The sequence below is a fragment of the Pseudomonas sp. MEJ108 genome, assembly GCF_030208985.1.
Lineage (GTDB): Bacteria > Pseudomonadota > Gammaproteobacteria > Pseudomonadales > Pseudomonadaceae > Aquipseudomonas > Aquipseudomonas fragariae.
Genome location: NZ_JARVSW010000013.1, coordinates 196,398 through 215,131, shown reverse-complemented (window position 1 = coordinate 215,131; position 18,734 = coordinate 196,398). Strand labels below are relative to the sequence as shown.

16 protein-coding genes are annotated in these 18,734 nt (G+C 60.3%); 15 read left to right on the top strand and 1 reads right to left on the bottom strand.

What is annotated here, in order from left to right:
- Positions 1-2 precede the first annotated feature (2 nt).
- The 10 genes from lpxB to ispD all read left to right on the top strand — a co-directional run bounded on the left by lpxB (position 3) and on the right by ispD (position 13,322).
- Positions 3-1,145, top strand: coding sequence for a lipid-A-disaccharide synthase (gene lpxB, locus QRN50_RS07315; RefSeq protein WP_024651769.1), 1,143 nt, complete (start codon positions 3-5; stop codon positions 1,143-1,145).
- 11 nt (positions 1,146-1,156) lie between these two features.
- Positions 1,157-1,810 carry a ribonuclease HII gene (gene rnhB / locus QRN50_RS07310; RefSeq protein WP_024639907.1) on the top strand — a complete coding sequence of 218 codons (654 nt, stop codon included), beginning with the start codon at positions 1,157-1,159 and terminating at the stop codon, positions 1,808-1,810.
- Positions 1,811-1,878: 68 nt separating this feature from the next.
- Positions 1,879-5,400, top strand: coding sequence for a DNA polymerase III subunit alpha (gene dnaE, locus QRN50_RS07305; protein ID WP_011266980.1), 3,522 nt, complete (start codon positions 1,879-1,881; stop codon positions 5,398-5,400).
- A gap of 128 nt (positions 5,401-5,528) precedes the next feature.
- Positions 5,529-6,476, top strand: coding sequence for an acetyl-CoA carboxylase carboxyl transferase subunit alpha (gene accA / locus QRN50_RS07300; protein WP_003364825.1), 948 nt, complete (start codon positions 5,529-5,531; stop codon positions 6,474-6,476).
- Between the two features lie 135 nt (positions 6,477-6,611).
- On the top strand, positions 6,612-7,949 hold the full coding sequence (gene tilS / locus QRN50_RS07295) for a tRNA lysidine(34) synthetase TilS (RefSeq protein ID WP_096126437.1): 1,338 nt from the start codon (positions 6,612-6,614) through the stop codon (positions 7,947-7,949).
- Positions 7,950-8,212: 263 nt separating this feature from the next.
- Entirely contained in the window at positions 8,213-9,844 is a 1,632-nt protein-coding gene (gene pyrG / locus QRN50_RS07290; RefSeq protein WP_003364819.1) for a CTP synthase, read from the top strand.
- 14 nt (positions 9,845-9,858) lie between these two features.
- Entirely contained in the window at positions 9,859-10,704 is an 846-nt protein-coding gene (kdsA, locus tag QRN50_RS07285; protein WP_004406226.1) for a 3-deoxy-8-phosphooctulonate synthase, read from the top strand.
- A 138-nt stretch (positions 10,705-10,842) separates the two neighbouring features.
- Positions 10,843-12,129: a phosphopyruvate hydratase gene (gene eno / locus QRN50_RS07280; protein WP_003339565.1), complete on the top strand. Its 1,287-nt coding sequence runs from the start codon at positions 10,843-10,845 to the stop codon at positions 12,127-12,129.
- A 190-nt stretch (positions 12,130-12,319) separates the two neighbouring features.
- Positions 12,320-12,598 (top strand): cell division protein FtsB, encoded by a 279-nt coding sequence (gene ftsB, locus QRN50_RS07275; protein WP_003314315.1) that lies wholly within the window; start codon positions 12,320-12,322, stop codon positions 12,596-12,598.
- A gap of 13 nt (positions 12,599-12,611) precedes the next feature.
- Positions 12,612-13,322, top strand: coding sequence for a 2-C-methyl-D-erythritol 4-phosphate cytidylyltransferase (ispD, locus tag QRN50_RS07270; protein WP_004406223.1), 711 nt, complete (start codon positions 12,612-12,614; stop codon positions 13,320-13,322).
- Between the two features lie 7 nt (positions 13,323-13,329).
- Here the strand turns inward: ispD and QRN50_RS07265 are convergent, their stop codons facing one another.
- Entirely contained in the window at positions 13,330-14,226 is an 897-nt protein-coding gene (locus tag QRN50_RS07265) for a LysR family transcriptional regulator (RefSeq protein WP_004406220.1), read from the bottom strand.
- Between the two features lie 104 nt (positions 14,227-14,330).
- On the opposite strand from QRN50_RS07265, the gene QRN50_RS07260 reads away from it, so the two are divergent.
- The 5 genes from QRN50_RS07260 (at position 14,331) to surE (ending at position 18,704) form a co-directional block, all read left to right on the top strand.
- On the top strand, positions 14,331-15,443 hold the full coding sequence (locus QRN50_RS07260) for an S-(hydroxymethyl)glutathione dehydrogenase/class III alcohol dehydrogenase (protein ID WP_003314319.1): 1,113 nt from the start codon (positions 14,331-14,333) through the stop codon (positions 15,441-15,443).
- Positions 15,444-15,539: 96 nt separating this feature from the next.
- Positions 15,540-16,385, top strand: coding sequence for an S-formylglutathione hydrolase (gene fghA / locus QRN50_RS07255; protein WP_004406217.1), 846 nt, complete (start codon positions 15,540-15,542; stop codon positions 16,383-16,385).
- A gap of 53 nt (positions 16,386-16,438) precedes the next feature.
- Entirely contained in the window at positions 16,439-16,912 is a 474-nt protein-coding gene (ispF, locus tag QRN50_RS07250) for a 2-C-methyl-D-erythritol 2,4-cyclodiphosphate synthase (protein ID WP_011266985.1), read from the top strand.
- Complete coding sequence (truD, locus tag QRN50_RS07245; RefSeq protein WP_011266986.1) at positions 16,909-17,967, top strand: tRNA pseudouridine(13) synthase TruD; 1,059 nt, start codon at positions 16,909-16,911, stop codon at positions 17,965-17,967. The genes ispF and truD overlap by 4 nt, the downstream gene beginning before the upstream one ends.
- Positions 17,955-18,704, top strand: a complete 750-nt coding sequence (surE, locus tag QRN50_RS07240; protein WP_004406214.1) for a 5'/3'-nucleotidase SurE — start codon at positions 17,955-17,957, stop codon at positions 18,702-18,704. The genes truD and surE overlap by 13 nt, the downstream gene beginning before the upstream one ends.
- Positions 18,705-18,734 lie beyond the last annotated feature (30 nt).

Below are 18,734 nucleotides of genomic sequence, written 5' to 3'. Positions count from 1 at the left end.
CCATGACCAGTCCACTCTGTATCGCTCTGGTCGCGGGTGAAGCATCCGGCGATATCCTCGGATCCGGTCTGATGCGTGCCCTCAAGGTGCGCCATCCCGACATCCGCTTCATTGGTGTCGGCGGTCCGTTGATGGAAGCCGAAGGCATGCAGTCCTCCTTCCCGATGGAGCGCCTGTCGGTGATGGGGCTGGTTGAAGTGCTCGGGCGACTGCGCGAGCTGCTGGCCCGGCGCAAGCTGTTGGTCCAGACCCTGATCAATGAAAAGCCGGACGTCTTCATCGGCATTGACGCGCCTGACTTCACGCTCAATATCGAACTTCAGCTACGTCGCGCCGGGATCAAGACTGTGCACTACGTCAGCCCGTCGGTCTGGGCCTGGCGTCAGAAGCGTGTGCTGAAGATTCGTGAAGGCTGTGACCTGATGCTGACCCTGTTGCCATTCGAAGCGCGTTTCTACGAAGAGCAGGGCGTACCGGTGCGTTTTGTCGGTCATCCGCTGGCAGACACAATTCCTCTGGAGTCCGATCGTGCAGGTGCTCGCGCAGGCCTGGGATTGGCGCAGGAGACGCCGGTTGTCGCGCTGATGCCGGGCAGCCGGGGCGGTGAAGTGGGGCGTCTGGGCGGGTTGTTTTTCGACACGGCCGAGCGGCTGCTTGCCCGGCGCCCAGAGCTGCGCTTCGTACTGCCCTGCGCCAGCCCGCAGCGACGGGCTCAGGTGGAGCAATTGCTGCAGGGGCGTGATCTGCCCGTCACGCTGCTCGACGGCCAGTCGCATGTTGCTCTGGCCGCGTGCGATGCGGTACTGATCGCCTCCGGCACCGCGACCCTGGAGGCGCTGCTTTACAAGCGCCCCATGGTAGTTGCCTATCGCCTGGCGCCGCTGACCTTCTGGATACTCAAGCGAATGGTCAAAAGCCCTTACGTGTCGCTGCCGAACCTGCTGGCCCAGCGTCTGCTGGTGCCTGAGCTGCTGCAGGACGACGCTACGCCAGAAGCCCTGGCGCGTACGCTGCTGCCATTGATCGACGACGGTCGCGAGCAGACCGCCGGTTTTGATGCCATTCACCGGATCCTGCGCCGCGATGCGTCCAATCAGGCCGCCGATGCGGTATTGAGCCTGCTCGGACGGTCGCCTTCACTGTGAGGTCGCCCATGATGCAAACAGGTCTGGATTTTACCCTCGTCGAGGACCTGGTGGCGGGTGTTGATGAAGTGGGTCGCGGCCCGCTGTGCGGTGCCGTGGTAACCGCCGCCGTCATTCTCGACCCGACCAGGCCCATTCTCGGTCTCAATGATTCGAAGAAACTGACCGAAGCCAGGCGCGAAAAGCTCTACGTCGAAATTCAGGAGAAAGCCCTGTGCTGGTTCATCGCCAGGGCTGAAGTCGAAGAGATCGACCAGCTGAATATCCTCCACGCCACGATGCTGGCCATGCAGCGCGCCGTCGAAGGGTTGAGTATCACGCCCAGACTGGCGCTTATCGACGGCAACCGCTGCCCGCAGTTGTCGGTGCCCTCGGCGCCGGTGGTAAAGGGTGACTCCAAGGTACCTGCCATCGCTGCCGCCTCGATTCTTGCCAAGGTGAGTCGGGATCGGGAAATGGCAGCGTTCGAACTCATCTATCCGGGTTATGGCATCGGTGGGCACAAGGGTTATCCTACCCCGGTGCATCTGGAAGCACTGGCCCGGCTCGGGCCGACGCCCATTCATCGGCGTTCCTTCGCTCCGGTGCGTGCAGCCCATGAAGCGCGCGCAACGATAATGATGGGTGGCTCGATTTCGCCTTCAGTCGGGTTGCTGCAGGACTGACGTTTCACTCCGGGCCAGCTACAATCCTGCCCTTCGTTTTTTGTATTTTCGCGTTTTATAGGATCACCATGCCGGCTTCTTTCGTTCATCTACGCCTGCACACCGAATATTCGCTGGTTGACGGTCTGGTCCGGGTCAAACCGTTGATCAAGGCGCTGACCGGCATGAACATGCCCGCCGTGGCGGTGACCGACCAGAACAACATGTGCTCGCTGGTCAAGTTCTACAAGGCCGCCCAGGGCTCCGGCATCAAGCCGATCTGCGGTGTCGACCTGTGGCTGGCGGGCAGGGACGAAGATGCCGCGCTCAGCCGCATCAGCCTGCTGGCCATGAATGCCCAGGGCTACCGCAACCTGACCGAGTTGATTTCCCGAGGCTTTATCGAAGGCCAGCGCAACGGTCAGATCGTCATTCAGCGTCAGTGGGTCGCGCAGGCCAGTGAAGGCGTGATTGCGCTTTCTGCGGCCAAGGAAGGCGAGATCGGCATGGCCTTGCTCGGCGGCAATCCGGGGGAGGCCGACGAACTGCTGCGCGAGTGGCTGGAAGTCTTTCCTGACCGCTTCTATATCGAAGTGCAGCGCACCAACCGCGCCAATGACGAAGAACATCTGCACGCTGCGGTGGCCCTGGCCGAGCGTCACGGTGCACCGCTGGTGGCGACCAACGATGTGCGCTTCATCAAACAGGCCGATTTCGAAGCTCACGAAACCCGCGTATGCATCGGTGAAGGGCGTGCGCTGGACGACCCGCGTCGCTCGCACAACTATAGCGATCAGCAATACCTGAAAAGCCCGGAAGAAATGGCCGAGCTGTTCAGCGATCTGCCGGAAGCGCTGGAAAACACCGTCGAGATTGCCAAGCGCTGCAACATCGACGTCAAGCTGGGCACGCACTTCCTGCCCAACTTCCCGATTCCCGATGGCATGACCATCGATGAGTATTTCCGCAAGGTCTCCTTCGACGGCCTCGAAGAGCGTCTTGCAGTCCTGTTGCCCAAGGACACGACCGAAGATTACGAAGCCAAGCGTCAGGTGTATGTCGACCGGCTGAATTTCGAGCTGGATATCATTATCCAGATGGGCTTTCCCGGTTACTTCCTGATCGTGATGGACTTCATCCAGTGGGCCAAGAGCAACGGCGTACCGGTGGGGCCGGGTCGTGGTTCGGGTGCCGGATCGCTGGTTGCCTATGTACAGAAGATCACCGACCTCGACCCGCTGGAATACGACCTGCTGTTCGAACGCTTCCTGAACCCGGAGCGGGTTTCCATGCCTGACTTCGACGTCGACTTCTGCATGGATGGTCGTGACCGGGTGATCGAATATGTGGCCGAGAAGTACGGTCGCAACGCGGTCAGCCAGATCATCACCTTCGGTTCCATGGCCGCCAAGGCGGTGGTGCGTGACGTGGCGCGGGTGCAGGGCAAGTCTTACGGGCTGGCTGATCGTCTGTCGAAGATGATCCCGTTCGAGGTCGGCATGACCCTCGAAAAAGCCTACGAGCAGGAAGAGATTCTTCGCGATTTCCTCAAGGTCGATGAGGAAGCTGCGGAAATCTGGGAGATGGCGCTCAAGCTCGAAGGCATTGTGCGTAACGTCGGCAAGCACGCCGGCGGTGTGGTTATTGCCCCGACCAAGCTGACCGACTTCTCGCCGATCTATTGCGACGAGGCCGGTGACGGTCTGGTGACCCAGTTCGACAAGGACGATGTCGAGGCTGCGGGGCTGGTGAAGTTCGACTTCCTCGGTCTGCGTACCCTGACCATCATCGACTGGGCACTCAAGACCATCAACCGCGACCGCGCCAAGGTCAACGAAGAACCGCTGGACATCGCGTTCATTCCGCTCGATGACATGCCGACCTATCAGTTGCTGCAGCGCGCCGAGACCACGGCGGTGTTCCAGCTCGAGTCGCGCGGCATGAAAGAGCTGATCAAAAAGCTCAAGCCCGACTGTCTGGAAGACCTGATCGCACTGGTGGCACTGTTCCGTCCCGGCCCGTTGCAATCGGGCATGGTCGACGACTTCATCAACCGTAAACACGGTCGCGCCGAGCTGTCCTATCCGCACGTCGATTACCAGTACGAAGGCCTCAAGCCGGTACTGGCACCGACCTACGGCATCATCCTGTATCAGGAACAGGTGATGCAGATCGCCCAGGTCATGGCCGGTTACACCCTTGGCGGTGCGGACATGCTGCGTCGTGCCATGGGTAAGAAAAAGCCCGAGGAAATGGCCAAGCAGCGCGGTGGTTTCATCGATGGCTGCAAGACCAATAACATCGACCCGGACCTGGCCGGTAACATCTTCGACCTGGTGGAAAAGTTCGCCGGTTACGGTTTCAACAAGTCCCACTCCGCGGCCTACGGGCTGGTGTCGTACCAGACTGCCTGGCTGAAGACTCACTACCCGGCGCCGTTCATGGCGGCGGTATTGTCGGCGGATATGCACAACACCGACAAGGTCGTGACCTTGATCGAAGAAGTGCGCACGATGAAGTTGCGCCTCGATGCGCCGGACGTGAACACCTCGGAGTTCAAGTTCACGGTAAGCGACGATGGCCGCATTCTTTATGGCCTTGGTGCGATCAAGGGGGTAGGCGAGGGGCCGGTCGAGGCGATTACCGACGCGCGCCAGAACGGGCCGTTCAAGGACCTGTTCGACTTCTGCGCCCGCGTCGACCTCAAGCGGGTCAACAAGCGAACCCTGGATGGGCTGATTCGCAGCGGTGCGCTGGATCGCCTCGGGCCGTACTTCGAACTGGAGCCCAAGGCCTATCAGGCCAATATCGACCGTAACCGTTCGGTGCTGCTTGCCGCACTGGAAGAAGCCATTCAGGCAGCAGAGCAGACGGCGCGCAGTCGCGACAGTGGTCACTCGGACCTGTTCGGCGGCCTGTTCGTCGAAGCGGATGCCGATGTCTACGCCAACCATCGCAAGACCCGCGAGCTGAGCCTCAAGGATCGTCTGCGTGGCGAGAAGGAAACCCTGGGGCTGTACCTGACCGGGCATCCGATCGATGAATATGAAGGCGAGATCCGCCGGTTCGCCCGGCAACGGATCATCGATCTCAAGCCGGCAAGAGACACTCAGACGGTGGCAGGTCTGATCATTGCCCTGCGCGTCATGAAGAACAAGAAGGGCGACAAGATGGGGTTCATTACCCTGGACGATCGCTCGGCGCGCATCGAGGCGTCGCTGTTTGCCGAAGCGTTCCATTCGGCTCAGTCACTGTTGCAGACCGATGCTATGGTGGTGGTCGAGGGCGAAGTCAGTAATGATGACTTCTCCGGCGGGCTGCGCCTGCGCGCCAAGCGTGTCATGAGTATCGAGGATGCCCGCACCAATCTGGCCGAGAGCCTGCGTGTGACGGTGCGTGCCGAAGCGCTCAAGGGCGACCGGCTGCGCTGGCTGGGCGATCTGTGCAAGCGCCATCGCGGTGCCTGTCCGATCACGGTGGACTACACGGGGCAGGACGCCCGTGCATTGCTGCAATTGGGAGAAGCATGGCGGATTGATCCTGCGGACAGCTTGATTCAAGCTCTGCGTGACCAGTTCGGACGTGAGAACGTCTTTCTCCAGTATCGTTGAACGCCGCAGGCTCGACTTGCGCTCAACCCTGAATTTTAATTTCGACCTGAACGCGCCGGTTCCGAACAGGAACGGCGCAGACGGATCAACCGGCCGGCCTCTTGGCCGTCGACCCAAGACGGATGCCTATGAACCCGAATTTTCTTGATTTCGAACAGCCTATCGCTGACTTGCAGGCCAAAATCGAAGAACTGCGCTTGGTGGGTAACGACAACTCGCTGAACATCGGCGACGAGATCTCCCGGCTGCAAGACAAGAGCAAGACGCTCACCGAAAGCATCTTCGGCAACCTGACCAGCTGGCAGATCGCGCGCATGGCGCGCCATCCGCGTCGTCCCTACACGCTGGACTACATCGAAAACATCTTTACCGAGTTCGATGAGCTGCACGGTGATCGTCATTTCTCCGATGATGCGGCGATCGTCGGCGGTATTGCCCGTCTGGACAACCAGCCAGTCATGGTCATCGGTCATCAGAAAGGTCGTGAAGTGCGCGAGAAGGTTCGTCGCAACTTCGGCATGCCGCGCCCCGAAGGCTATCGCAAGGCCTGCCGTCTGATGGAGATGGCCGAGCGCTTCAAGATGCCGATCCTGACCTTTATCGACACACCGGGCGCCTATCCGGGTATCGACGCGGAGGAGCGCAACCAGAGCGAGGCCATTGCCTGGAACCTGCGCGTGATGGCCCGTCTCAAGACGCCGATCATCGCTACCGTCATCGGTGAAGGCGGTTCCGGTGGTGCGCTGGCAATTGGTGTCTGTGACCAGTTGAACATGCTGCAGTATTCGACCTACGCGGTGATCTCTCCGGAAGGCTGCGCGTCGATTCTGTGGAAGACCGCCGAGAAGGCCCCGGATGCTGCCGAAGCCATGGGCATCACCGCTGATCGCCTGAAAGGCCTGGGTATCGTCGACAAGGTCATCGCCGAACCACTGGGTGGCGCGCATCGTGACCCGGTAGCCGCCGCTGCCTTGATTCGTGAAGAGCTGAGCAGTCAGCTGGCGATGCTCAAGGAGTTCGATAATGACGAGCTGCTGGCCCGCCGTTATGACCGCTTGATGAGCTACGGTCTGTAAGCTGCGTCGCCCCGATTGTTTCCACGTCTTGCGGACTTCTGCCCGAAGGGCGTGGGAGCGGACCTGTTCGCGAAAGGGCGGGTTCGAGCACTGAAGCCGTTAGTGTGCGAACCCGTCAGGCCGGTGAAAACACCCATGACCACCCCCTCACGCACCGGTCATGATCTTTCTGTCAGGCTTCTTCAAGTCCTGGCCCCTTGGCGCAATGCGCCTGTCTGGCATGTCGGTTTCTCCGGCGGCCTCGACTCAACCGTGCTTTTGCATCTTCTGGCTGAACTTGCCAGTCGCGAAACCCTGCCTGCGCTTAACGCCATCCATGTGCACCATGGCCTGCAGCCCGCTGCCGATGCCTGGCCAGAGCATTGTCAGCAGGTCTGCAGGACGCTCGGGGTGGCATTCGAGTCGGTTCGTGTTCAGGTCGAGCCGGGTGCAAGTATCGAGCAGGCGGCCCGGCAGGCGCGATACAGCGCGTTCAGCGAGCGGCTGGGTGAGGGCGAGGTGCTGCTGACGGGGCAGCATCGCGATGATCAGGCCGAGACCCTGTTGTTCCGTCTGCTGCGCGGCGCAGGCGTACGCGGTCTGGCTGCCATGCCCGATCAGCGGGTTCTGGGGCGTGGGCGTCTGGTGAGGCCGCTCCTGGATATGTCGCGAATGCAGTTGGAGGATTGCGCGCATCGGCACGGGCTGAACTGGATCGAAGATCCCAGCAATGACGATCAGCAGTTCTCGCGCAATTTTCTGCGCAGTCAGGTACTGCCGTTGCTGACCTCCCGATGGCCACAGGCAGCGGCCAGTCTGGCGCGAACCGCACGTCACCTTGGCGAAGCGCAGCAATTGCTGGACGAGCTTGCGCTGCAGGATATTGCCCATGCCCAGGCTGCAACGTCGTTCGCTTGGCTTAGCCTGCCGGTATTGAGTCTTGGGCCGATTGCCGCATTGTCAGCAGCCCGGCAGCGCAATGCACTGCGTCACTGGCTTGCGCCGCTGACGCGCCTGCCGGACACCGATCACTGGGCCGGCTGGGAGGCGTTGCGCGATGCAGCGCAGGACGCGGGCCCGCTGTGGCGGCTCGCCGATGGAACCCTGCACAGGGCGCAGGGCTGCCTCTGGTGGGTGCCCGCTGGCTGGGAGCCGCTCGGTCATCAGGCAATGGACTGGTCGGACCCTTGCGCGGCGCTGCACCTGCCCGGCAATGGCCGCGTGGTTCTGCAAGGCGAGGCGCCGTCGGGGTGTCTGCAAGTCCGCTATCGGCAGGGCGGTGAAGTGTTACGCCTGGACGGGCGTGGCAGCCGTGATCTCAAGCGCCTGCTCAACGAGCAGTCAGTACCGGCCTTTCTGCGCGGCAGATTGCCGCTGCTGTACCTCGATAACGTGCTGCTGGCGGTCGCCAACCTGCCAGGGCTGGACGGTTCGCCCAATGAAAACTGGCGTTTGCGCTGGGTTGCGCCGACCGGCGACCAAAGTTTGAGCTGAAAGGCCCTTTCAGGTAGACTACGCTCCCTTCTTGATACAGCTTCTGTCGGCTCTTTTGAAACGACATGAGTTGCCGGTTACCAACCAGTATTTACTGGGTAATTCTTAAAATGTAGCGCACACCACACGGGCTTCGGCCGGTCGGTTTCAACGCAGCAGTTTCGGGAGTGCACCGTGAATTTTGTCGGTAATCGGGGGCTTCGGCCTTCCTTCGCTATCCCCGGCGGCTCTGACCGCTTTAACGCAGACTTCTAGGGTTTTTCATGACGCGCTACATCTTCGTCACGGGCGGTGTTGTTTCTTCATTGGGGAAAGGCATTGCCTCGGCTTCATTGGCGGCCATCCTGGAGGCGCGGGGACTCAAGGTCACCATGCTCAAACTGGATCCCTACATCAACGTGGACCCAGGCACCATGAGCCCGTTCCAGCACGGTGAGGTGTTCGTCACTCACGACGGCGCCGAGACCGACCTGGACCTTGGTCACTATGAGCGGTTCATCCGCACCACCATGACCCAGAACAACAACTTCACCACCGGCCGTGTGTACGAGCACGTCCTGCGCAAAGAGCGCCGTGGTGATTACCTGGGCGCGACCATTCAGGTCATCCCGCACATCACCGATGAAATCAAGCGCCGCATCATCAAGGGTGCAGGCGATGCCGACGTGGCGCTGGTCGAGATCGGCGGCACGGTGGGTGACATCGAGTCCCAGCCGTTCCTTGAAGCCATCCGCCAGTTGCGTTTCGAAGTCGGCGCGCGCCGCGCGATGCTCATGCACCTGACGCTGGTGCCGTACATCGCCACTGCCGGCGAGACCAAGACCAAGCCGACCCAGCATTCGGTCAAGGAATTGCGCTCCATCGGCCTGCAGCCTGATGTGCTGGTCTGCCGTTCCGATCACCCGATCGACGTTTCCTCGCGTCGCAAGATCGCTCAGTTCACCAACGTCGAAGAGCGTGCAGTCATCGCCCTCGAAGACGCGGACACCATCTACAAGATCCCGGGCATTCTGCATTCGCAAGGCCTGGACGATTTTGTGGTCGAGCGCTTCGGCCTGCAATGTGGCGGTGCCGACCTGTCCGAGTGGGACAAGGTTGTCGACGCCAAGCTCAACCCGGAACACGAAGTGACCATCGCGATGGTCGGCAAGTACATGGAACTGCTCGACGCCTACAAGTCGTTGATCGAAGCCATGAGCCACGCCGGTATTACCAATCGCACCAAGGTCAACCTGCGCTACATCGATTCTGAAGACATTGAAAACCAGGGCACCGGCCTGCTGGAAGGCGTGGATGCAATCCTGGTTCCGGGTGGCTTCGGTCTGCGCGGCGTGGAAGGCAAGATCACGGCCGTTCAGTTCGCCCGTGAGAACAAGGTTCCGTACCTGGGCATCTGCCTGGGCATGCAGGTCGCAGTCATCGAGTTCGCCCGTAACGTGCTGGGCTGGAAAGACGCCAACTCCACCGAGTTCGACCGCACCAGCGCACACGCTGTGGTGGGGCTGATCACCGAATGGGAAGACGCCACCGGCGCGGTCGAAACCCGTACCGAAAGCTCCGATCTGGGCGGCACCATGCGTCTGGGTGCGCAAGAGTGCCAGCTTGAAGCCGGTTCGCTGGTTCACGATTGCTACACCAAGGACGTGATTGTCGAACGTCATCGTCATCGTTACGAAGTGAACAACAACCTGTTACCGCAACTGATCGAGGCCGGCCTGAAGATTTCCGGTCGCTCCGGCGACGGCGCGCTGGTTGAAGTGGTCGAAGCACCGGATCATCCATGGTTCGTCGCTTGCCAGTTCCACCCGGAATTCACCTCCACGCCCCGTGACGGTCATCCGCTGTTCAGCGGTTTCGTCAAGGCGGCACTGGCTCAACATCAGAAAAATTCCTGACAGGGACTGCAGACATGGCTCAGAAAATCATCCGCGTAGGTTCGATCGAGGTCGCCAACGACAAGCCAATGGTGCTGTTCGGCGGCATGAACGTACTCGAATCCCGGGATATGGCCATGCAGGTCTGTGAAGAATACGTAAAGGTGACCGAAAAGCTCGGTATCCCTTACGTGTTCAAGGCCAGCTTCGACAAGGCCAACCGCTCTTCGGTGAACTCCTACCGTGGGCCGGGCCTTGAAGAAGGCATGCGTATTTTCGAAGAGATCAAGCGCACCTTCAACGTGCCGCTGATCACCGATGTTCACGAGCCTCATCAGGCTGCCGTGGTGGCGGAAGTCTGCGACGTCATTCAGCTGCCGGCTTTCCTGTCGCGGCAGACCGATCTGGTTGTGGCGATGGCGAAAACCGGCGCGATCATCAACATCAAGAAAGCCCAGTTCCTTGCGCCTCAGGAAATGAAACATATCCTGACCAAGTGCGAAGAGGCCGGTAACGATCAGTTGATTCTCTGTGAGCGGGGTTCCAGCTTCGGTTACAACAACCTGGTCGTGGATATGCTTGGCTTCGGCATCATGAAACAGTTCGAGTACCCGATCCTGTTCGACGTGACCCACGCCCTGCAGATGCCGGGCGGTCGTTCCGATTCTGCCGGCGGCCGCCGCGCTCAGGTGCTGGACCTGGCCAAGGCCGGTATCAGTCAGAATCTGGCCGGTCTGTTCCTTGAAGCCCATCCGGACCCTGACAACGCCAAGTGCGACGGGCCATGTGCCCTGCGTCTGGACAAACTGGAGCCGTTCCTGGCCCAGCTCAAGTCACTGGATGAACTTGTCAAAAGTTTTCCGATCGTAGAGACCGCTTGAGCAGGGTTCTCCGGTAAAGTGCCGTTCCCCGTCATTCGTGACGGGGTTGTCACATTCAGGGCTGCCGGTTTTTGCGCCTGACTGTGAACATCGTTTTCCCGCTGCGTCGTTTTCGTCAATCCTGGAGTGTTTACAACAATGGCAAAAATCGTTGACATCAAAGGTCGTGAAGTTCTTGACTCCCGTGGCAACCCAACCGTTGAAGCAGATGTGCTCCTCGATAACGGCATCATCGGCAGCGCCTGCGCGCCGTCTGGCGCTTCAACCGGCTCGCGCGAAGCGCTGGAGCTGCGTGATGGCGACAAGAGCCGTTACATGGGCAAGGGCGTTCTGAAGGCTGTTGCCAATATCAATGGTCCGATCCGCGACCTGCTGCTGGGCAAGGATCCGGTTGACCAGAAGGCGCTGGATCACGCGATGATCGAGCTGGACGGCACCGAAAACAAGGCAAGCCTGGGCGCGAACGCCATCCTCGCGGTCTCCCTGGCGGCTGCCAAGGCAGCGGCACAGGATCAGGATCTGCCGCTGTACGCGCACATCGCCAACCTCAATGGCACACCGGGCGTGTATTCCATGCCGGTGCCGATGATGAACATCATCAACGGTGGCGAGCATGCCGATAACAACATCGACATCCAGGAATTCATGATCCAGCCTGTCGGCGCCAAGTCCTTCGCTGAAGGCCTGCGCTGGGGCACCGAGATTTTCCATCACCTCAAGGCGGTTCTCAAGGCGCGTGGCCTGAACACCGCAGTGGGCGACGAAGGTGGCTTCGCGCCTAACCTGGCATCCAACAAGGAAGCGCTCGACGCCATCGCCGAGGCGGTCGCCAATGCGGGTTACACGCTGGGCACTGACGTGACTCTGGCGCTGGACTGCGCAGCGAGCGAGTTCTACAAGAACGGCAAGTACAAACTGAGCGAAGAGGGCGAGTACAGCTCTGCCGAGTTTGCCGAATACCTTGCCGAGCTGACTCGCAAGCACCCGATCATTTCCATCGAAGACGGTCTGGACGAGTCCGACTGGGATGGCTGGAAAATTCTCACCGACAAGATCGGCGAGAAAACCCAGCTGGTAGGTGACGACCTGTTCGTGACCAACACCAAGATCCTCAAGGAAGGCATCGACAAGAAGATCGCCAACTCGATCCTGATCAAGTTCAACCAGATCGGCACGCTGACCGAAACCCTGGAAGCCATTCAGATGGCCAAGGCTGCCGGTTATACTGCGATCATCTCTCACCGTTCCGGCGAGACCGAAGATTCGACCATTGCCGACCTGGCGGTGGGCACCTCTGCCGGTCAGATCAAAACCGGTTCGCTGTGCCGCTCCGATCGCGTGTCCAAGTACAACCAATTGCTGCGCATCGAGGAGCAATTGGGCTCCAAGGCTGTGTATCGTGGTCGTGCCGAGTTTCGCGGCTGAGCCATAGATGGTAAAAAGACGCAGAGTGCTGCACGGATTCGGGTTCCCTGACTCGCCTGTGCAGCTCCGATGCTGACGCTCCGCGGTAATCTGGAGTGATTGAGCCTGGCTTATGTCAGGCTCAATGCCCTCAGTCGTTTGTTGTTCACGTTGGCTCTGCTGTCTTTTTTACTGGGTACCTGATATTTCAATGCGCAGTCCTAACTGGTTGTTCCTCGTCCTGCTCCTGTTGCTGGCTGGCTTGCAGTACCGCCTTTGGGTCGGTAACGGAAGCCTTGCGCAAGTGGCCAGCCTGACTCAGCAGATTGCCGACCAGCACGCTGAAAATCAGGTGCTGCTGGAGCGCAACCGCGTGCTTGATGCCGAGGTCATGGAATTGAAAAAAGGTCTGGAAACCGTCGAAGAGCGTGCCCGACATGAATTGGGCATGGTCAAGGATGGCGAAACCCTTTACCAGCTCGCGCAATAATCAAGTTGGTGCGATGAAAGACTTTCTTCCTGCCTTCTGGGCAGTGATACCTGCAGCGGGCATTGGTGCTCGCATGGCAGCCGACCGTCCCAAGCAATACCTGTCACTGGGCGGCCTGACAATTCTGGAACACAGCCTGCTTTGTTTTCTCGATCACCCCCGTCTCAAGGGGTTGGTGATCAGTCTGGCTGTGGACGACCCTTACTGGGCGGCATTGCCCTGCGCGCATGACACTCGCATCCAGCGCGTGGACGGCGGCAGCGAGCGCTCAGGCTCGGTGCTCAACGCGCTTCTGCACCTGCATGCTCAGGGCGCCAGCGACAATGACTGGGTGCTGGTTCATGACGCTGCGCGTCCGAATCTGGCGCGCAGTGATCTGGATAATCTGCTCGGCGAGCTGGCCGATGATCCTGTCGGCGGCCTGCTGGCCGTGCCGGCCCGCGATACGCTCAAGCGTGCCGACAGCAGCGGTCGCGTGCTTGAGACTGTGGATCGCAGCCTGGTCTGGCAAGCGTTCACGCCGCAGATGTTTCGTCTTGGGGCCCTGCATCGCGCCCTGGCGGACAGCCTGGTCTCCAACGTCAGCATCACCGATGAGGCATCGGCCATCGAGTGGGCAGGGCAGTCGCCCCGCCTGATCGAGGGGCGCTCGGATAACATCAAGGTCACTCGCCCCGAGGACCTGGAATGGCTACGTCAGCGCCGCAGCGAGTTCGGGCGCTAGGTTTTCGCTATTGGCGATATTCATCCCGCATCGCCAACCCTTCCTTAAGATAATCCACCAGCTTGCGCACCTTGGGTGACAGGTGCCTTTGCTGCGGATACAGCGCCCACACGGCGGTGTTGGGCGGTTGATGTGCCTCCAGCAACGACACCAGCGTGCCGTCGTTGAGGTGTTTCTGCACGTAGTAATCCGGCAACTGGCATAAGCCGACCCCGTGCAGCGCGGCATCCAGCACGGCCTGGCCGCTGTTACAGCGCCAGTTGCCTTGCACACGTTGGGAAAATTCACGCCCGTTCTGCTGAAGCTGCCAGGTGTCGCTGCCACCGATCAGGCAATTGTGGCGATTCAGTTCCGAAAGGCTGTGCGGCCGGCCGTAACGCTGGATGTAGGACGGCGAAGCGCACAGGTACATCTGCCGTGGCGCGAGGCGGGTTGCGACCAGACGCGAATCCTGCAGCCGACCCAGACGAATCGCCAGGTCCATGCCTTCATGAACCAGATCCAGCGTGTCGTTGCTCAGCTCGATATCGACCCGCAGGTGTGGGTACACATCCATGAAACGCGTGACCAGCGGCGTGATGAAGCGCTCCCCGTACGCCACGGCGCAGGTCATGCGCAACAACCCCTTCGGTTCGCTGGCCAAATCGCCCACGGCGCGCAGTGCTTCTTCACGGCCGTCCTGCAGGCGCTGGCAGTGATGCAGAAAGGTCTGCCCGGCTTCGGTGAGTGCGACCTTGCGTGTACTGCGGTAGAGCAGACGGGTCTGCAGGCGTTCTTCAAGACGCACGATCTGACGGCTGACGTGCGACGAGGAGACCCCGAGCCGCTGAGCCGCCGCCGTGAACTGCCCGCATTCCGCGACAGCAACGAACTCATCCAGACCTTCCCAACGATTGGTGTACATCGATTATCCCTGTACAGCATTAATGTTTTGCTTTTAGCCGCATTACTCGTCAATTGGCACTGTACTACACTGCAATCCTTGTTTTTACCCGTCGGAGAAGATTGATGATCAAGTCGCGCGCTGCTGTCGCTTTTGAAGCCAAAAAGCCATTGGAGATCGTTGAAGTCGATGTGGCCATGCCCAAGGCGGGAGAAGTGCTGCTCAGAGTAGTAGCCTCCGGCGTTTGCCACACCGATGCCTACACATTGTCCGGGGCTGACCCTGAAGGGATTTTTCCGTCGATCCTCGGCCACGAAGGTGGTGCGATTGTCGAAGCGGTGGGTGAGGGCGTGACCTCGGTGGTGGTCGGCGACCACGTGATTCCGCTGTACACCCCGGAATGCCGTCAGTGCAAGTTCTGCCGCTCGGGCAAGACCAACCTGTGCCAGGCGATTCGTGCCACGCAGGGTAAAGGCCTGATGCCGGATGGCACCACGCGCTTTTCCTACAAGGGCGAGCCGATTTTCCATTACATGGGCACCTCGACCTTCTCCGAATACACCGTACTGCCGGAAATCTCGGTGGCCAAAATCGACAAGCAGGCACCGCTGGAAAAAGTCTGCCTGCTGGGATGTGGCGTCACCACCGGTATCGGTGCGGTGCTCAACACCGCCAAGGTCAAGCCTGGTGATACCGTGGCCATCTTCGGTCTGGGCGGTATTGGCCTCTCGGCATTGATCGGTGCGGTCAAAGCCAAGGCGGCTCGAATCATCGCCATCGACATCAACCCGGCCAAGTTCGAGATCGCCAAACAGCTGGGCGCGACTGATTGCGTCAATCCGAAGGATTTCGACCGTCCGATCCAGGAAGTCATCGTCGACATGACCGATGGCGGCGTCGACTTCTCGTTTGAGTGCATCGGTAATGTGCAACTGATGCGTGCAGCGCTGGAATCCTGCCACAAGGGCTGGGGCGAGTCGGTCATCATCGGCGTGGCCGGTGCCGGTCAGGAAATCGCTACCCGTCCGTTCCAGCTGGTGACCGGGCGCGTCTGGCGCGGTTCGGCATTTGGCGGCGTGCGTGGCCGTACCGAATTGCCGAGCTATGTGGACATGGCGCAGACCGGAGAAATCCCGCTCGATACGTTCATCACCCACACCATGGGCCTGGAGGACATCAACAAGGCGTTCGACCTGATGCATGAAGGCAAAAGCATCCGCACCGTCATTCATTTTTAAGGAGCAGCGGCAAGCTGTCAGCTCCAAGCGGCAAGCACGAAGGTCTCTTACATGCTTGTAACTTGCGGCTTGTAGCTTGCAGCTGGAGGACATCACATGCCTTTGGAAAATATTTCCTGTCAAAAGAGTTTCGGCGGCTGGCACAAGCGCTACAAGCACCACTCCCAGGTGCTGGGCTGCGACATGGTGTTTGCCGTCTATCTGCCACCGCAGGCGGAGCAGGGCGGCAAGCTGCCGGTGTTGTACTGGCTGTCCGGCCTGACCTGTACGGATGAAAATTTCATGCAGAAAGCCGCCGCCCATCGACTGGCGGCCGAGTTGGGCATCATCATCGTGGCGCCTGATACCAGTCCGCGTGGTGCCGACGTGGCAGATGACCCTGACGGCGCCTGGGACTTCGGTCAAGGCGCGGGCTTCTACCTCAACGCTACCGAGCAGCCTTATGCACGGCATTACCAAATGCATGATTACGTGGTCAAGGAGCTGCCGGCGCTGATCGAGGGGCATTTTCCGGCGTCACAGGTGCGCAGTATCAGCGGGCACTCGATGGGCGGTCACGGGGCGCTGGTCTGCGCATTGCGTAATCCGGGTCGCTATCGGTCGGTGTCGGCGTTCTCGCCGATCAGTAATCCGATCGATTGCCCATGGGGGCAAAAGGCATTCTCGCGTTATCTGGGCGAAGACCGTTCCCGCTGGCGCGAATGGGATGCCAGCGTGTTGATTGCGCAGGCGTCCGAAAAGCTGCCGACGCTGGTCGATCAGGGCGATCGTGACGATTTTCTGGTCAATCAGCTCAAGCCTGAGGCGCTGGTTCAGGCGGCCAAGGCTGCGGACTATCCGCTGACCCTGCGCATGCAGCCAGGCTACGACCACAGCTATTTCTTCATCGCCAGCTTCATTGAGGACCATCTCAGGCATCACGCTGCAGCCTTGAACAGCTAACGCGCGCCAAAGCAGGTAGAATCACGCCCTGACTTTTTTCAGGGCGTTTTTTTATGCGTATTGGCCATGGCTATGATGTGCACCGTTTCGCTGAAGGCGACTTCATTACCTTGGGCGGCGTGCGGATTGCACACGGGTTCGGCCTGCTGGCCCATTCCGATGGCGATGTCCTGCTGCATGCCTTGAGCGACGCGCTTCTGGGCGCCGCAGCGCTGGGCGATATCGGCAAGCATTTTCCCGACACCGATCCGCAGTTCAAGGGCGCCGACAGCCGCGTGCTGCTGCGTCATGTCCTCACGCTGATCCATGGCAAAGGCTGGAAGGTCGGTAATGTCGACGCCACCATCGTCGCTCAGGCACCAAAAATGGCACCGCATATCGATGCCATGCGGGCATTGATCGCTGAAGATCTTCAGGTTGAGCCGGACCAGGTCAACGTCAAGGCCACAACGACCGAAAAGCTTGGCTTTACCGGGCGTGAAGAAGGCATCGCGGTGCATGCCGTTGCGTTGTTGCTGCGCGCATGAACGAACTTGAACTGCTGGGCCCGCGAGCTTACGGCGAGGCGCTGGGGCGTGCAGTCCTCAAGGCGACTGCCGAAGACTTTCAGGTCGACGAAGTGCTGGACATTCCGCTTTCCGGGGATGGCGAGCACTTGTGGCTATGGGTCGAGAAGCGCGGTCTGAACACGGAAGAGGCGGCACGTCGGCTGGCCAGGGCTGCGGGCGTTCAGCTGCGCACAGTCAGCTACGCCGGGCTCAAGGATCGCCAGGCACTGACCCGCCAGTGGTTCAGCATTCAACTGCCGGGCAAGGCCGATCCTGACCTGTCCGCGGCGCAGGACGACACGCTGCAGATTCTCAAGAGCGGCCGCCACAAACGCAAACTGCAGCGCGGCGCCCATGCGGCCAATGGCTTCACACTGCGTCTGACCCAGCTGGATGCAGACAAGGACGCCTTGAATCAGCGTCTTGAAACCATCGCCCGGCAGGGCATCCCCAATTATTTCGGCGCGCAGCGTTTCGGTTATCAGGGCGGAAATCTTGGCGAGGCACGCGATTACGCCGCCCGCAAGGCGCTGCCTGAGCAACGCGCGGTGCGTTCGCGACTGTTGTCCACGGCGCGCAGTTACCTGTTCAATCGGGTGTTGGCCGCCCGGGTTGCCGATGGCAGCTGGCAGAAGGCTCAGGTCGGTGATTTGCTCGCGTTCACCGACAGCCGCAGCTTTTTTCCGGCCGGGGTGGATGAATGCAGCGATCCTCGTCTGGCGATCCTCGACCTGCACCCCACCGGACCACAGTGGGGTGAAGGCCCTTCGCCAGCTGGCGGTGCGACGGCAGCGCTGGAAAATACCGTTGCCGATGACGAATCTGTGTTGCGTGACTGGCTGGTCAGAGCGGGCATGGAGCACGAACGTCGCATCCTGCGACTGCCCATTGGGCGGCTGACGTGGCATTATCCCGAGTCTGACATTCTGCAACTGGAATTCGTCCTTCCGCCCGGATGCTTTGCTACCGTTTTGGTCCGCGAACTCATCGATCTGGTGCCGGTTGGGCAGACGGACAGCTCATGCGTATTCTGATATCAAATGATGACGGGGTGAATGCGCCCGGTCTTGTCGCGCTCCATGCGGCGTTGGCGGACTACGCCGACTGCGTGGTGATTGCGCCTGATCAGGACAAAAGTGGTGCCAGCAGTTCTCTGACACTCGACCGGCCCCTGCATCCGCACACCCTGGAAAATGGCTTCATCAGTGTCAACGGTACGCCCACCGACTGCGTGCATCTGGGCATTCACGGGCTACTGGAGCGTCAACCGGACATGGTGGTTTCAGGCATCAACCTGGGGGCCAATCTGGGCGACGATGTACTGTATTCCGGAACGGTCGCTGCAGCCCTGGAAGGGCGTTTTCTGCAGCGCCCGTCGTTTGCCTTTTCGTTTCTGTCACGTCAGCCGGATAATCTGGCGACGGCGGCGCATTACGCGCGTTTGCTGGTCGAGGCCCATGAGCAACTCGACCTGCCACCCCGCACGGTATTGAACGTGAATATTCCCAACCTGCCGCTCGAGCATATCCGCGGCATTCAATTGACCCGATTGGGGCATCGTGCCCGCGCTGCAGCACCGATCAGGGTCGTCGACCCGCGTGGCCGTGCAGGCTACTGGATCGCGGCTGCCGGCGATGTCGAGGACGGCGGTGCCGGGACCGACTTTCATGCGGTCGTACAAGGCTACGTATCGATCACGCCGTTGCAACTGGATAGAACCTGTCAGGACGGATTCAGCAGCCTGAACACCTGGCTGGAGGGACTTCGTTGATGTCACGCGAGCAGGATGACTTATTGCGTC

Coding starts and splice junctions, on each gene's coding strand:
- lpxB (WP_024651769.1), top strand. CDS start 3: ATGACCAGTCCACTCTGTATCGCTCTGGTCGCGGGTGAAGCATCCGGC.
- rnhB (WP_024639907.1), top strand. CDS start 1,157: ATGCAAACAGGTCTGGATTTTACCCTCGTCGAGGACCTGGTGGCGGGT.
- dnaE (WP_011266980.1), top strand. CDS start 1,879: ATGCCGGCTTCTTTCGTTCATCTACGCCTGCACACCGAATATTCGCTG.
- accA (WP_003364825.1), top strand. CDS start 5,529: ATGAACCCGAATTTTCTTGATTTCGAACAGCCTATCGCTGACTTGCAG.
- tilS (WP_096126437.1), top strand. CDS start 6,612: ATGACCACCCCCTCACGCACCGGTCATGATCTTTCTGTCAGGCTTCTT.
- pyrG (WP_003364819.1), top strand. CDS start 8,213: ATGACGCGCTACATCTTCGTCACGGGCGGTGTTGTTTCTTCATTGGGG.
- kdsA (WP_004406226.1), top strand. CDS start 9,859: ATGGCTCAGAAAATCATCCGCGTAGGTTCGATCGAGGTCGCCAACGAC.
- eno (WP_003339565.1), top strand. CDS start 10,843: ATGGCAAAAATCGTTGACATCAAAGGTCGTGAAGTTCTTGACTCCCGT.
- ftsB (WP_003314315.1), top strand. CDS start 12,320: ATGCGCAGTCCTAACTGGTTGTTCCTCGTCCTGCTCCTGTTGCTGGCT.
- ispD (WP_004406223.1), top strand. CDS start 12,612: ATGAAAGACTTTCTTCCTGCCTTCTGGGCAGTGATACCTGCAGCGGGC.
- QRN50_RS07265 (WP_004406220.1), bottom strand. CDS start 14,226: ATGTACACCAATCGTTGGGAAGGTCTGGATGAGTTCGTTGCTGTCGCG.
- QRN50_RS07260 (WP_003314319.1), top strand. CDS start 14,331: ATGATCAAGTCGCGCGCTGCTGTCGCTTTTGAAGCCAAAAAGCCATTG.
- fghA (WP_004406217.1), top strand. CDS start 15,540: ATGCCTTTGGAAAATATTTCCTGTCAAAAGAGTTTCGGCGGCTGGCAC.
- ispF (WP_011266985.1), top strand. CDS start 16,439: ATGCGTATTGGCCATGGCTATGATGTGCACCGTTTCGCTGAAGGCGAC.
- truD (WP_011266986.1), top strand. CDS start 16,909: ATGAACGAACTTGAACTGCTGGGCCCGCGAGCTTACGGCGAGGCGCTG.
- surE (WP_004406214.1), top strand. CDS start 17,955: ATGCGTATTCTGATATCAAATGATGACGGGGTGAATGCGCCCGGTCTT.